Below are 13873 nucleotides of genomic sequence, written 5' to 3' on the forward strand. Positions count from 1 at the left end.
GTCAGAAAGCCCCGAGTGTAACGGTCACTTGGGGCTGGGGCAGTTGTGGCTTGATGGTTGATTTGGGAAACAGCGCCTCAGGGTTTCGTCTTCGGCACGGGGGCTGGTGCAAACCGCCAGCAAGGCGACGCCCAGCAAGGCGCGCGGGGGGGGGGAATGGTTCATCTGGGTGTGACTCTTTGTCGACCAATCGGCCTGAACTTGTTGATTTATTTGTAATTATTGATTTCTCTCATCGCGAGAGGTTGCTAATGATATTGATTTTCATTTGCCTTGCAAGGAGAAGATGCAAGAAAAAGAGATCATTGGCGGGCAGGCATTGAGGGGGCTGGAACCTCGGGGAAAAGGCCGGGGGAGCTTTGGTTCGGTTCGGAGGGGACGCTACCATGGTAGCCTCGCGCCTTGGCGCACCATCCGGAACACACAGGGAGAGAAACATGGTCGAGATCATCAGGGCGGATCTGCACAACCCTCGCCACGGCGAGGCGCTGATCGCGATGCTGGACGAATACGCCAGGGACGAGATGGGGGGCGGCAGTGCGCTGGCGGACGAGGTGAAGGCGAATCTGGCCGACGCCCTGGCCGCGCGACCCGGTGCCCATGTGCTGCTGGCCTGGGTCGATGGGGAGCCCGCTGGCGTTGCCACCTGCTTCGAGGGCTTCTCGACCTTCGCCTGTCAGCCGCTGCTCAATATCCACGACGTGGCGGTACACCCTGCCCATCGCGGCCACGGCATCGGCAAGCAGCTGTTGGCGGAGGCGGAGCGGCTCGCCCGGGAGCTCGGTTGCTGCAAGCTGACCCTGGAGGGGCTGGAGGGGAACAAGGTGGCCCAGGCTGCCTATCGTGCCAGCGGCTTTGCGGGTTATGAGCTCGATCCCGAGGTGGGCCGGGCCATGTTCTGGCAGAAGAAGCTCTGAGCCTCAGTGACAACGCGATCTTCCCAAATGAAAAACGGCGCGCAGAGTGCTCTGCGCGCCGTGTCATCAGGTGGTTGCCGACTTAGAAGTCGTAGCGGGCCGCCAGCTGGAAGTCATCCTTGGTGTTGAGCTTGCCGCTGTCATGGCTGTCGAGGTTGTTGATGCGGTACTCGCCGATGACGCGCAGGTTCTTGTTGAACTTGTACTGGGCACCCAGGGTGTAGTAGTCGATGGAGTCGTAGTCAGACTTGCCAGCCTGCTCCACCTTCTGCTTGTTCCACAGGGCCATCAGGCCGAAGCCGCTCTCGAAGTTGTAACCCAGCGCCCCTTCCCAGCCGGTGTGATCCTTGCCAGTGGCCAGGAAGTCGCTGCCGTCGGCATAGCTCAGGGCGGCGTAGAGGGCCTTGTTGTCGTACTTGGCGGAGAGCAGCCACAGCTTGGCATCCTCTTCACCGCTCTTGTCGCGGATGCCCACGTTGTAGGCGGTCCCCAGGGAGAGGTTGAACGGGAAGGTGTAGGCCACGGCGGCACCGTAGGCGGCATCGCTGTCCTTGCTGGAGGTCTCTTCGGTGTCACCGCCATCGAACTTGTAGCTGGTATCGACCTGGAAACCGTTGAACAGGCCGGAGTACTTCAGCACGGAGCCGGCGCGGTTGGTGGCGAAGGTGTCGGTCTTGGCGCCCAGTGCCTCGTTGCCGTAACCGTCGGAGAGAGAGACATCAGTCCAGTCCGCCAGGAAGCCAGGAGCCCCCTTCTGGCGACCGAAGGTGACGGTCCCCCAGTTGGCGCCGACACCGGCGAACGCCAGACGGGTACGCAGGTTGTCGGAGTTCTCGCTGACGGTCTTCTCGCTGTCGTTGATGTACATCTGCAGTTCGTACTGGGCCAGCGCCTTGAGACCCGGGTTGATCTCGCTCTCTACCTTGGCGCCCAGACGGACAAACTGGTTGGCCCCCTGCTTGTCGCTGTATTCGTTCTTGATGTCACCGTTGGCGTCCAGCTCTTTCTTCTCGCCGAAGAACTGGCCGGCGTAGATGCGGCCGTAGAGGTCGAGCAGGGTGCTCTCGTTTTTGTACACTTCGACGGCTTGAGCCTGGAAGGCGGCGGTAAGAGCCAATGCTACTACTGTCAGCTTTTTCATCATGATCCCTTGTGTTGCAAGCTTTTGTTTTAAAAGACGGGGCCATGCTAGAAGTGACAGATGACAGTCGGGTGACCGTGCAATGAACAAACCGTGTCGGTTCCATGTCAGCGGGATGAAAACCGGGATTTATGTGGCTGGTCGCCACTTTTACGCGCAAAGGTTTGCCCTTGTGGTAGAATGCCGCCCGTTTTCGAGCTCCTAAGGTTGGATATGCGATGAGACGTGAACTGGCAATCGAATTTTCCCGAGTGACGGAAGCGGCTGCACTGGCTGGCTACAAGTGGCTCGGACGTGGTGACAAGAATATCGCCGATGGCGCGGCCGTGGCGGCCATGCGCCACATCCTCAATCAGATCCAGATCGATGGCGAGATTGTGATCGGCGAAGGGGAGATCGACGAAGCCCCCATGCTTTACATCGGCGAGAAGGTGGGCACGGGTCAGGGCGACGCCGTGGACATCGCGGTCGACCCCATCGAAGGGACCCGCATGACCGCCATGGGTCAGGCCAATGCCCTGGCCGTGCTGGCGGTGGGCGACAAGGGATCCTTCCTCAAGGCTCCCGACATGTACATGGAAAAGCTGATCGTGGGCCCCAAGGCGAGAGGCGCCATCGATCTCGATCAGGCCCTGGAGCTGAACCTCAAGGCCGTGGCCAAGGCGCTCGGCAAGCCCCTCTCCCGTCTGACCGTCATCACTCTGGCCAAGCCGCGTCATGACAAGGCGATCAAGGAGATGCAGGGCCTGGGGGTGCGGGTGTTCGCCATTCCCGACGGTGACGTGGCCGCCTCCATCCTCACCTGTCTGCCGGACAGCGAAGTGGACATGCTCTACGGCATCGGTGGCGCACCGGAAGGGGTGATCTCCGCCGCGGTGATCCGCGCCCTGGACGGCGACATGCAGGCTCGCCTGATCCCCCGCCACCAGGTCAAGGGTGACAGCCCCGAGGTTCGCGCCCTGGGTGAACAGGAGATCGCGCGCTGCGAGGAGCTGGGCATCGACGTGAGCAAGGTGCTCAAGCTCGAAGATCTGGCCAAGAATGACAACGTCATCTTCTCGGCCACCGGCATCACCAAGGGTGATCTGCTGGAAGGGATCACCAGCGACGGCGTCATGGCAACCACCGAGACCCTGCTGATCCGCGGCAAATCGCGCACCATCCGTCGTATCAAGTCGATCCACTTCCTGGATCGCAAGGACAGTGTGGTACGCGACATCATCCTGTAAGCAGGAGGATGGCGGTGGCGGCAAGTCACGAACTCTCATGCCGTCGTATCAAGTCGATCCACTTCCTGGATCGCAAAGACAGCGTGGTACGCGACATCATCCTGTAAGCAGGAGGATGGCGGTGGCGGCAAGTCACGTACTCTCATGCCGTCGTATCAAGTCGATCCACTTCCTGGATCGCAAGGACAGCGTGGTACGCGACATCATCCTGTGATGTGCTGACTCCCGCAGCAAAAAGCCCGGCAGTGCCGCAATGCTGTTCAGATAAGCACATTTTTGACTAATTATTCATAAATGCGACTTGAGTTGGGGGAGCAAGGCTGTTTCCAGTCGATGTTCCTTCAGCCTTTATCCAGCGTGGCTTGCAATAGAAAGAGGGAGGCATCATGCCTCCCTCATTTTTTAGCCCTGATACTACGTGGACTGGAACTCAAATTCTCTTAAGTGAACAGCATTGCGGCAGTGCCGGGCTTTTTGCGCTCTGCAGGGCGCCAGGGTGCCCGGGCAGGGATAAGGCTTAGGAGAAACCGGACTCCTTGCTACACTGCGGTGCCCCACAGAGGAAAAATCACATGGAATGTCGTCAGGGATGCGGTGCCTGCTGCATCGCCCCCAGCATCAGCAGTGCCATTCCCGGCATGCCGGACGGCAAGCCCGCCGGTGTGCCCTGTGTGCAGCTCGATGCGCACCTGGGGTGCAAGATCTTCGGCCAGCCGGAGCGCCCGGCGGTGTGCGGCGGCTTTCGCCCCATGGCGGACGTGTGCGGCTCCCATCGCCAGGAGGCCATCTGGCTTATCGGCGAGCTGGAGCGGCTGACCGCCTGAACCCTTGACCCTCTCCCTCGGGGAAAGGGTGTCTGCTTGTCCTCCTCGTCCCCGCCCCCTTCTCCCGCAAGGGGAGAAGGGGGTGCCGCCATTCGGAGTCATGAAAAAGGCCCCCTCGCCTGGCGAGGGGGCCTTTTTTATCGTCGGCTCATGGTGAAGCCAGCTTATTCCTTGATGCGCTCGATGCGACCACCCAGGCCTTGCAGCTTGTGCTCGATGTCTTCGTAGCCACGGTCGATGTGATAGATGCGATCGACGATGGTGGCCCCTTCGGCCACGAAGCCGGCCAGCACCAGGCTGGCGGAGGCGCGCAGATCGGTCGCCATCACCTGGGCACCCTTGAGCTGCTGGGTGTCGCGGCAGATGGCCACATTGCCCTGCAGTTCGATGTCGGCACCCATCCGTACCAGCTCGGGCACGTGCATGAAGCGGTTCTCGAAGATGGTCTCGGTGACCATGCCGGTGCCCTGGGCGACCGCGTTCAGCACGGTGAACTGTGCCTGCATGTCGGTCGGGAACGCCGGGTAGGGGGCGGTCTTGATGGTGACAGGTTTCAGGGTACGACCTGTCATGTCGAGGGTGAGCCAGTCGTCACCCTTTTCAATCAGGGCGCCAGCCTCTTCCAGTTTGACCAGTACGGCTTCCAGCAGGCTGGGGTCGGTGTTGCGGCAGGTGATCTTGCCACCGGTCACGGCGGCGCCCACCAGGAAGGTGCCGGTCTCGATGCGATCGGGCTGCACGCTGTAGCTGCCACCGTGCAGACGTTCTACGCCGTCGATGGTCAGGGTATCGGTGCCAGCGCCCTGGATCTTGGCGCCCAGCGCGTTGAGGAAGTTGGCCAGATCGACCACCTCCGGCTCACGGGCGGCGTTTTCGATCACGGTGCGACCGTCAGCCAGGGTGGCGGCCATCATCAGGTTCTCGGTACCGGTCACGGAAACCATGTCCATCAGGATGTGGGCACCTTTCAGGCGGCCGTCGACGCGGGCTTTGATGTAGCCCTCTTCGATGACGATCTTCGCGCCCATCAGCTCCAGGCCGTGGACATGCAGGTTGACCGGGCGGGCACCGATGGCACAGCCGCCGGGCAGGGAGACGTCTGCTGCACCGAAGCGGGCTGCCAGCGGGCCCAGGGCCAGGATGGAGGCACGCATGGTCTTCACCAGCTCGTAGGGGGCGACATGATTGTTTACCGCGCCGGTCAGCACGGTCACGTTGCCGTTGACCTTGGTGGTGGCGCCCAGCATCTCCAGCAGCTTGAGGGTGGTACCCACGTCTTTCAGGCGCGGTACGTTGGAGAGTTGAACCTCTTCGTCACACAGCAGGGTGGCAAACAGGATGGGCAGGGCGGCATTCTTGGCGCCGGAGATGGTCACTTCACCGGAGAGGGTGCAGGGGCCGGTGATCTTGAATTTGTCCATGGTTTACTTCTTTACCAAATCAGGAGGGCAGCTGGAATTTACGCTCGCGTTTCCACTCGGCGTCGGTATAGGCCTTGATGGAGAGAGCGTGGATCTCGTTGGTGGCGATCTTGTCCATCAGCGGGGCATAGATGGCCTGTTGTTTCTTGACCCGGCTCATGCCGTCAAACATGTCGCCGACGGCGATCACCTGGTAGTGACTGCCGTCCCCTTTGACATGGACTTCGGACAATGGCAAAGCCTCGAGGAGTATCGCTTCAATTTCAGAGACTTGCATTATGAGTCCTCAGTTGTGAGCGGGGTTGAATGAAAGAGGCTGGCCACCCCGTAGAGGTTGGCCAGCGTATGGAAATCGTTGGAGGCACCCACCAGTGTCGGAGTGGCACCCCGTGCCAGTGCCGCCTTGGCCCACTTGACCAGCAGGGCAAGGCCGGCGGAATCCAGGGTAGTGACGGCACCGAGTTCGAGCCGATCGTCCTGCCACCAGTCGGCGCGGCGTTGCCACAGATCGTTGACCTGCGGGGCCTGCAAGTCACCGCTCAGGATCATGACTTGATCACCAGCGGCTTGGCGTTGTGTTCACGCAGCTGGGCGATCACCGCATCGATGCCGTTCTGGCGAATGAGGCCGCCCAGCTCGTTCTGCTTGGCGGAGAGCAGGCTGATCCCTTCGGCAACCATGTCGAAGGCTTTCCACTCGCCGGTCTTGTTGTTCTTGCGCAGCTTGAACTCGAGGAAGATGTCCGGCTTGCCGGCCTCTTTCACGCTGACGTTGACGGCGGTGATGTTGCTCTCGGCGGCTTTACCGGGCTGGACCTTGACGGTCTGCTTGTCAAAGTGTGCCAGGGCGTCGGCGTAGGAGCTCACCATGTACTCGGTGAAGACGTCCACAAAGGCGTCACGCTGGGCAGGGGTCGTCTGTTTGATCTGGTTGCCGAGCACCTTGTAGGCGGCGAAGCGGTTGTCCACGTAGGGCAGCAGCTCCTCGCGGATGATAACGCGCAGGTGATCGGGGTTGCTCTTCACCTGGGCCTGATCGGCTTTCAGGCGGGCAAAGGTCTGCTGGGCGGCCTGATCCACGAGGGCATAGGGGTCCGAAGTGTTGACATCCGCACGGGCGACGAGGGAGAACAGCATGCTGGTCATCAGACCCAGCATCAGGGCGATCTTCTTGAACATGGTTACTCCTTGGTTGCGGGTGTGTTGGCCGGAGAGGACTGGCTGTAGAGGAACTTGCCAATCAGATCTTCCAGCACGATGGCGGACTTGGTGTCTTCGATCATGTCGCCATCCTTGAGCATGCTGGTGCCCATCTCCTCATCGCTGAACCCCGGTGCCAAACCGATGTACTGCTCACCGAGCAGGCCAGAGGTCAGGATGGAGAGGGTGCTGGTCTCGGAGAACTCGCCGGCACTCTTCTGCATCTGCAGGGAAACGATGGGGACCTGGCTCTTGGGATCCAGGGTGATGTCGCTGACACGACCGACGACGACGCCGCCGACCTTGACCGGCGAGCGCACTTTCAGGCCGCCGATATTATCGAAATGGGCGCGCAGGGTATAGGTTTCTCCTTCCGGTTTGAAACTCAATCCCGCCACTTGCAGTGCCAATGCCAGAATGGCCGCGATGCCAGCCAGCATGAAGGCGCCAACCAGAAATTCTACTTTGCTGAACTTCATCTTTCCCTTATCCAAACATGACTGCGGTGAGTATAAAATCCAGACCGAGCACGGCCAGGGATGAGTGAACCACGGTACGGGTCGTCGCCTGACTGATCCCGGCCGAGGTCGGTTTGGCATCATAGCCGTTGAAGAGCGCTATCCAAGTCACCACCAGGGCGAAGATCAGGCTCTTGATGGCGCCCTGCATGATGTCGTCCTGCCAGTCGACGGAGGCCTGCATGGCGGACCAGAAACTGCCTTCGTCCACCCCCAGCCAGTCGACACCAACCAGCTTGCCGCCAAAGATGCCGATCAGGCTGAACATGAAGGCCAGCAGCGGCATGCTGATGACCCCGGCCCAGAAGCGGGGCGCCACGACCCGGCGCAGCGGATCGACCGCCATCATCTCCAGGCTGGAGAGCTGCTCGGTGGCCTTCATCAGGCCGATCTCGGCGGTGAGGGCGGAGCCCGCACGACCGGCGAACAGCAGGGCGGTGACCACAGGACCCAGCTCACGGAGCAGGGAGAGGGAAACAAGAGGCCCCAGGCTCTGCTCTGCGCCGAAATCCTTCAATACGTTGTAACCCTGCAGGGAGAGCACCATGCCGATGAAGAGGCCTGACACCAGTATGATGGCGACGGATTGCACTCCCACCACATACAGTTGCTGCACCAGCAGCGGGAAGTGCTTGCGTGGCTGGGGTCGTCCTGCCAGTGCATGAAACAGCATGATGGTTGCCCGGCCGACGGCGTTGATGAAACGCACACCGCTGCGGCCCAGCTTGCTTATCTGACTTGTCAACATCACAGATCCTGTAGCAGGTCGCCTGCCGGAAAATGAAACGGAACAGGACCGTCGGGCAATCCCTTGAGGAACTGCTCGACTTCGGGATTGTGCTCCTCGCGCAGCTGCTCCGGTGTGCCGTGTGCCACTACCTTGCGGTTGGCGATGATGTAGGCGTAGTCGGCGATGCTCAGCACCTCCTTCACGTCGTGGGTGACGATGACGGAGGTGATGCCGAGGGCATCGTTGAGCTCCTTGATGAGCTTCACCAGCACCGCCATGGTGATGGGGTCCTGCCCCACGAAGGGCTCGTCATACATGATGAGATCCGGATCCAGCGCGATGGATCTCGCCAGGGCCGCGCGACGCGCCATGCCACCGGAGAGCTCGGACGGCATCAGCTTGGCCGCCCCGCGCAGACCGACAGCCTGCAGTTTCATCATGACGATGGTGCGGATCAGCTCTTCCGGCAGGCCGGAGTGCTCCCGCAGCGGGAAGGCCACGTTGTCGAAGACGGTCATGCCGGTGAACAATGCGCCACTCTGGAACAGCATGCTCATCCGTTTACGCACTTCATACAGGCGTGAACGGGAGAGAGTGGGAACGTCTTCCCCGTCAAACAGGATCTGACCGGACTCAGGCTTGAGCTGGCCCCCGATCAGGCGCAGCAAGGTGGTCTTGCCGATCCCGCTCGGACCCATGACGGCGGTGACCTTGCCACGGGGAATGGTCAGGTTGATCCTGTCGTACAGCAGCCGATCCCCGTGACTGAAGGTCAGGTCGGAGATGGTGATCAGGTCATCGTTCAAACAATTGTCCATCCGGTATAAATGAAGAGCGAATTTTATGGGCTAGTCTAGGTCTAAGCAACAGCGAGGAACAACTATTGAGCGGGTTTCCCCCCCAAGTACGCGACAGTTTTATGTAACAACCTGCGTCAATGACCGCCCATTCCGCATCCGATTCGCTTATCTCGGCAGACTTTTTTATAATCCCGCAGCAAATTTCGGCCCGGAGCTGTGCCTTTATGTCTGTAAAGCCTGAAAAAGTGTCTGAATTGTTCGATTTCCGTCGCAGCGCCCGAGCGGTGCTGGACATAGAAAAACAAGCCATTGATGGACTCTACCAGTACCTTGACGAGGCGTTCGAGCGCGCCTGCGAGATGGTGCTGCGCTGTGGCGGCAAGATAGTGGTGACCGGCATGGGCAAGTCGGGTCATATCGGCAACAAGATTGCCGCGACCCTGGCCAGCACGGGAACGCCCGCCTTCTTCCTGCACCCGGGCGAGGCCAGCCACGGGGATCTCGGCATGATCTCAGCCGGGGATCTCATCATCGCCATTTCCAACTCCGGCGAGAGCGACGAGATCCTGGCCCTGCTGCCGGTGCTCAAGCGCCGCGGCATTCCACTCATCTGCATGACAGGCAATCCTGCTTCCACCATGGCGAAAGAGGCCAACGTGCACCTGTGCATCAAGGTGGAGAAAGAGGCCTGCCCCCTCGGTCTGGCCCCGACATCCAGCACTACCGCCACCCTGGTGATGGGGGACGCGCTGGCCGTGGCCCTGCTGGAGGCCCGTGGCTTCACCGCCGATGACTTTGCGCTGTCGCACCCGGGCGGGTCCCTCGGCAAGCGGTTGCTGTTGCGAGTGGGCGATCTGATGCACAGCGGCGAGCTGTTGCCCAAGGTGGGGATAGATGCCACCATCAGCCAGGCGCTGCTGGAAGTGAGCCGCAAGGGGCTCGGCATGACGGCGGTGGTGGACGATCAAGGGCTGCTTGCCGGTCTGTTCACCGATGGTGACCTGCGCCGCATTCTGGACCTGCAGGTGGATATTCATCACACCCCCATCAGCCGCGTCATGACGGTGAACTGTGTTACCGTAGGGCCTGAGATGATGGCTGCCGAGGCCGTCAAGCTGATGGAAACCAGGAAAATCAACGGGTTGTTGGTCGTGGATGGGGAGAGACACCCGCTGGGTGCCTTCAACATGCATGACCTGCTGAAAGCCGGAGTAATTTGATGCAAGACGTACCGACCCTCTATGGTCCGGTGACGCGCAGCCAGTACGAGAAGGCGGCGCAGATCCGCCTGCTGGTGTGCGATGTGGATGGGGTGCTCTCCAACGGCTTCATCTATATGGGCAATAACGGCGAAGAGCTGAAGACTTTCTGCACCCGTGACGGTGCCGGCATGCGTGCCCTGCTCAATGCGGGCATCGAGATTGCCATCATCACGGGGCGAAACTCCCGCATCGTCAGCGATCGCATGAAGAGTCTGGGAGTCCAGCACCTGGTGCAGGGTGCAGACCAAAAGCTGCCCCACTTCGAGGCCTTGCTGACCAAGCTCGGGCTGGATGCATCGCAAGCCGCCTATATGGGAGATGACACCATCGATCTACCGGTGATGCAGGCTTGCGGCCTGGGTATCGCCGTTGCCGACGCCCATCCGCTTGTGCTGGCGAAGGCGGATCTGGTGACGCGGCTTGGCGGTGGCGTCGGGGCCGTGCGCGAGGTGTGCGACCTGATCTTGCAGGCCCAGGGATTGGCTGACTATCAACCCGAGGCGTCGCGATGAACAAACAGACTGTGCTGTTCGGCCTGCTGTTTCTGGCTGCGCTGGCGGCCTGGCAGCTGGGGGAGATCGAGCTGGTCCCCGAGCCGACCACCAAGACGGAAAATTTTCAACCGGACTTCACCGCCAGAGAGTTGGTGACGACCCGCTTCAACGAGCAGGGCAAGCGCACCGAGCGGCTGGAATCCGAATATGCGGAGTACTACCAGGTGTTCGAGCAGGCCACTTTCACCAAGCCGGTGGTCTACATGTTCGATGACAAGGGCGCGGCCGAATGGAAGCTGACGGCCGAAACCGGGGTGCTCAACACCGATGACAATGTGATCCTCCGTGACAAGGTGCATCTGGACGGTCTGCTGCCCGCCTCCTTCATCTCCACGCTGGATACCTCCTATCTGGAGCTGGATCTGGTGACGCAGGGGATGAGAAGCAACCAGCACATCAGCATTGTGGGCCAGGAGTTCCAGACCGAGGGCGTTGGCCTCAAGGGTCACCTGGAACGTAAATATTTCGAGTTACTGGATAAAGGCCATGCCACTTATTTCAATGAAAAACGTTAATCTGGCCCTCACGGCCCTGTTGCTGTGCGGTTCCCTGAATGCCAAAGAGTCCGACTTTGCCGAGAAGGTCTATGTGGATGCTGTCAAGCAGGTGGCCGAGATGCAGGACAACCGCATCACCTTCAGCGAGGATGTCATCATCACCCAGGGCACCATCAAGATTAAGGCTGACAAGGTGGTGGTGATCCGCTCCGGCGACAAGGGCGCCGAGGTCATGACCGCGTATGGCAACCCAGCCACCTTCTTCCAGGTGCTGGACAACGGCAAACCGGTTAATGCCCATGGCAACAGCATCCGCTACGAGCTTAAGAACCGGCTGGTGACCATCACCGGCAATGGCCAGCTCAAGCAGGAAGACAGCCAGGTGACCGGCGATCTCATTCGCTACGACATCGTCAAGCAGAAGATGATTGCCGAGAGCAAGGGGCCCACCCAGCGCGTCAAGACGGTGTTCCTGCCGGATCAGGTGGAGAACTTTGACAAACCCGCCGATCAGAAGAAGTAGGAAACAACAGCCATGGCAGTGTTAAAAGCAACGGGTCTGCAAAAGAGCTACAAGCGCCGCATGGTGGTCAGCGATGTGAGCCTGGAGGTGGGAACGGGCCAGATCGTGGGCCTGCTCGGCCCGAACGGTGCGGGCAAGACGACCTCCTTCTACATGATCGTGGGCCTGGTGCAGCGGGATGCCGGCCTCATCACCATCGACGAGCAGGACATCAGCCTGCAGCCCATGCATATCCGTGCCCGCAATGGCATCGGCTATCTGCCTCAGGAGGCCTCCATCTTCCGGCGCCTGTCGGTGTTCGACAACTTGATGGGGGTCATGCAGACCCGCAAGGGGTTGAGCCGCGAAGAGCGGGAGGATAAGGTCGAACAGTTGCTGGAAGAGTTCAATATCACCCATATCCGCGACAGCCTGGGCCAGAGCCTCTCGGGTGGGGAGCGGCGCCGGGTGGAAATCGCCCGGGCGCTGGCGGCAGAACCGAGATTTATTCTGCTCGATGAGCCTTTCGCAGGTGTTGATCCTATTTCAGTCATCGATATCAAAAAGATCATCCAGCATCTGAAAGAGCGCGGGTTGGGTGTGCTGATTACGGACCACAACGTCAGAGAGACGCTGGATGTGTGCGAGAAGGCCTATATCGTCAGCCACGGCAAGATGATTGCCGAGGGCGCGCCGGCCGATATCCTCGCCGATGAGCAGGTCAAGCGCGTCTATTTGGGCGATCAATTCAGTCTATAGTAAGGGGGCACCCCTCATTTTTGTTAGGTGACTGCCTCGCTGAACATAAGGATATCCCGACGTAGATGAAGCCGACATTACAGTTGCGTCTCGGTCAGTCCCTGACCATGACGCCACAATTACAACAAGCGATTCGTCTGCTCCAGCTCTCCACCCTGGAACTCCAGCAGGAAATTCAGCAAGCGCTCGACAACAACCCTTTGCTGGAGCAAGAGGAGAACGAGGCGCAGGAAACCAGTCAGGCAGAGACACAGGACGCCAGTCAACTCGACTCCAGCGATGCCATGGCCCAGGAGAGCATGCCGGATGAACTGCCGGTGGACACCACCTGGGACGAGGTCTACTCGGCCGGTACAGCTCAGAGTGCAGGCCCCATCCATGACGGGGAAGACAGCGTCTATCAGGGGGAGACCACCGAGAACCTGCAGGACTACCTGCTGTGGCAGATGCGGCTCACCCCGTTCAGTGATGTGGATGCTGCCATCGCGCTTGCCATCATCGATGCCATCGACGAATCCGGGTATCTGACTGCCACCCTCGAGGATATTCAGGCTGCAGTCAGCAGCGAGGAGGTAGAAGTCGAACTGGATGAGATCGAAGCCGTGCTCAAGCGGGTGCAGCATTTCGATCCGGTCGGCATCGCCGCCCGTTCGGTGCAAGAGTGTCTGCTGATCCAGCTCGGCCAGTATTCGCCGGACCTGCCCTGGATCGAGGAAGCCAGAGAGGTGATCCGCGAACACATGGACCTGCTCGGCAATCGCGACTACCGCACCCTGGCTCGCAAGACCCGCCTCAAGGAGAGCGATCTCAAGGAGGTGCTGGATCTTATCCAGCAACTGGAGCCCAGACCCGGCAACGGCATCATCCAGAGTGAATCCCAGTACGTGATCCCGGATGTGTCCGTGGTCAAGAAGGGCAGCAAGTGGGTGGTTGAACTCAATCCGGATTCTGCTCCGCGCATCCGTGTCAACGAGGCCTATGCGGCCATGGCGCGCAATGCTCGCAGCAGCACGGATACCCAGTTCATCCGTTCTCATTTGCAGGAGGCCAAGTGGTTCATCAAGAGCCTGGAGAGTCGTAACGACACCCTGCTCAAGGTGGCCAGCTGCATCGTCGAGCAGCAGCAGGGCTTTTTCGAGTACGGCGAAGAGGCCATGAAACCCATGGTACTCAACGACATCGCGGAAGCGGTGGAGATGCATGAGTCGACCATTTCACGGGTCACGACCCAGAAGTACATGCATACGCCCCGCGGCATTTTTGAACTGAAGTTTTTTTTCTCCAGTCACGTCAATACGGAGGGAGGAGGAGAGTGCTCATCGACCGCTATTCGCGCCCTGATCAAGAAGCTGGTGACGGCGGAAAACCCCGCCAAGCCGCTTAGTGATAGCAAGATCGCGGATTTGCTGGCCGAACAGGGTATTATGGTGGCGAGACGCACGATCGCAAAGTACCGTGAATCCTTGTTGATCCCGCCATCCAATCAGCGCAAACGCCTGGTTTAGGCAAACAAAAGGAAG

Annotated in this window: 17 protein-coding genes; 9 read left to right on the forward strand and 8 right to left on the reverse strand. The window is 60.1% G+C overall.

From position 1 onward, the window contains the following. Positions 1 to 437: 437 nt before the first annotated feature. Positions 438 to 917, forward strand: a complete 480-nt coding sequence (locus tag OKC30_RS05660; protein ID WP_201972699.1) for a GNAT family N-acetyltransferase — start codon at positions 438 to 440, stop codon at positions 915 to 917. An 82-nt stretch (positions 918 to 999) separates the two neighbouring features. On the opposite strand, the gene OKC30_RS05665 is transcribed toward OKC30_RS05660, so the two are convergent. Beyond that, positions 1000 to 2058, reverse strand: a complete 1059-nt coding sequence (locus OKC30_RS05665; protein ID WP_029313567.1) for a porin — start codon at positions 2056 to 2058, stop codon at positions 1000 to 1002. A 218-nt stretch (positions 2059 to 2276) separates the two neighbouring features. Between OKC30_RS05665 and glpX the strand changes: the two genes are divergently transcribed. Together glpX and OKC30_RS05675 are read left to right on the forward strand one after the other, a co-directional pair. Continuing rightward, complete coding sequence (gene glpX / locus OKC30_RS05670; RefSeq protein WP_039040467.1) at positions 2277 to 3287, forward strand: class II fructose-bisphosphatase; 1011 nt, start codon at positions 2277 to 2279, stop codon at positions 3285 to 3287. Positions 3288 to 3859: 572 nt separating this feature from the next. After that, a complete protein-coding gene (locus tag OKC30_RS05675; protein ID WP_010675884.1) occupies positions 3860 to 4111 on the forward strand; it encodes a YkgJ family cysteine cluster protein in 252 nt (83 codons plus the stop codon). A 164-nt stretch (positions 4112 to 4275) separates the two neighbouring features. On the opposite strand, the gene murA is transcribed toward OKC30_RS05675, so the two are convergent. The 7 genes from murA to mlaF are packed head-to-tail and all read right to left on the reverse strand — an operon-like array spanning position 4276 to position 8797. Further along, positions 4276 to 5532, reverse strand: coding sequence for a UDP-N-acetylglucosamine 1-carboxyvinyltransferase (murA, locus tag OKC30_RS05680; RefSeq protein WP_109112473.1), 1257 nt, complete (start codon positions 5530 to 5532; stop codon positions 4276 to 4278). 19 nt (positions 5533 to 5551) lie between these two features. Then, on the reverse strand, positions 5552 to 5809 hold the full coding sequence (gene ibaG / locus OKC30_RS05685) for a BolA family iron metabolism protein IbaG (RefSeq protein ID WP_010675882.1): 258 nt from the start codon (positions 5807 to 5809) through the stop codon (positions 5552 to 5554). After that, positions 5809 to 6081, reverse strand: coding sequence for an STAS domain-containing protein (locus OKC30_RS05690; RefSeq protein WP_010675881.1), 273 nt, complete (start codon positions 6079 to 6081; stop codon positions 5809 to 5811). Before OKC30_RS05690 ends, ibaG begins: the two co-directional genes overlap by 1 nt. Next, a complete protein-coding gene (gene mlaC / locus OKC30_RS05695; protein WP_039040470.1) occupies positions 6078 to 6710 on the reverse strand; it encodes a phospholipid-binding protein MlaC in 633 nt (210 codons plus the stop codon). Before mlaC ends, OKC30_RS05690 begins: the two co-directional genes overlap by 4 nt. A gap of 2 nt (positions 6711 to 6712) precedes the next feature. Beyond that, positions 6713 to 7210, reverse strand: coding sequence for an outer membrane lipid asymmetry maintenance protein MlaD (mlaD, locus tag OKC30_RS05700; protein WP_010675879.1), 498 nt, complete (start codon positions 7208 to 7210; stop codon positions 6713 to 6715). Between the two features lie 7 nt (positions 7211 to 7217). Next, positions 7218 to 7997, reverse strand: a complete 780-nt coding sequence (gene mlaE / locus OKC30_RS05705) for a lipid asymmetry maintenance ABC transporter permease subunit MlaE (protein ID WP_010675878.1) — start codon at positions 7995 to 7997, stop codon at positions 7218 to 7220. Then, positions 7997 to 8797 carry a phospholipid ABC transporter ATP-binding protein MlaF gene (gene mlaF, locus OKC30_RS05710; RefSeq protein ID WP_069785529.1) on the reverse strand — a complete coding sequence of 267 codons (801 nt, stop codon included), beginning with the start codon at positions 8795 to 8797 and terminating at the stop codon, positions 7997 to 7999. The genes mlaE and mlaF overlap by 1 nt, the downstream gene beginning before the upstream one ends. A gap of 206 nt (positions 8798 to 9003) precedes the next feature. On the opposite strand from mlaF, the gene OKC30_RS05715 reads away from it, so the two are divergent. From OKC30_RS05715 to OKC30_RS05740, 6 genes are all read left to right on the forward strand, one after another. Continuing rightward, positions 9004 to 9999 carry a KpsF/GutQ family sugar-phosphate isomerase gene (locus OKC30_RS05715; RefSeq protein ID WP_029314845.1) on the forward strand — a complete coding sequence of 332 codons (996 nt, stop codon included), beginning with the start codon at positions 9004 to 9006 and terminating at the stop codon, positions 9997 to 9999. Next, a complete protein-coding gene (kdsC, locus tag OKC30_RS05720) occupies positions 9999 to 10553 on the forward strand; it encodes a 3-deoxy-manno-octulosonate-8-phosphatase KdsC (RefSeq protein WP_041211851.1) in 555 nt (184 codons plus the stop codon). Before OKC30_RS05715 ends, kdsC begins: the two co-directional genes overlap by 1 nt. Then, complete coding sequence (lptC, locus tag OKC30_RS05725) at positions 10550 to 11110, forward strand: LPS export ABC transporter periplasmic protein LptC (protein ID WP_270662665.1); 561 nt, start codon at positions 10550 to 10552, stop codon at positions 11108 to 11110. The genes kdsC and lptC overlap by 4 nt, the downstream gene beginning before the upstream one ends. Continuing rightward, positions 11097 to 11615 (forward strand): lipopolysaccharide transport periplasmic protein LptA, encoded by a 519-nt coding sequence (lptA, locus tag OKC30_RS05730; RefSeq protein WP_010675873.1) that lies wholly within the window; start codon positions 11097 to 11099, stop codon positions 11613 to 11615. Before lptC ends, lptA begins: the two co-directional genes overlap by 14 nt. Positions 11616 to 11627: 12 nt before the next feature. Beyond that, positions 11628 to 12353: an LPS export ABC transporter ATP-binding protein gene (gene lptB, locus OKC30_RS05735; protein WP_010675872.1), complete on the forward strand. Its 726-nt coding sequence runs from the start codon at positions 11628 to 11630 to the stop codon at positions 12351 to 12353. 65 nt (positions 12354 to 12418) lie between these two features. Further along, complete coding sequence (locus tag OKC30_RS05740; protein ID WP_270809573.1) at positions 12419 to 13858, forward strand: RNA polymerase factor sigma-54; 1440 nt, start codon at positions 12419 to 12421, stop codon at positions 13856 to 13858. Positions 13859 to 13873: the final 15 nt, after the last annotated feature.

It is taken from the genome of Aeromonas sp. QDB18, assembly GCF_027705325.1.
Lineage (GTDB): Bacteria > Pseudomonadota > Gammaproteobacteria > Enterobacterales > Aeromonadaceae > Aeromonas > Aeromonas caviae.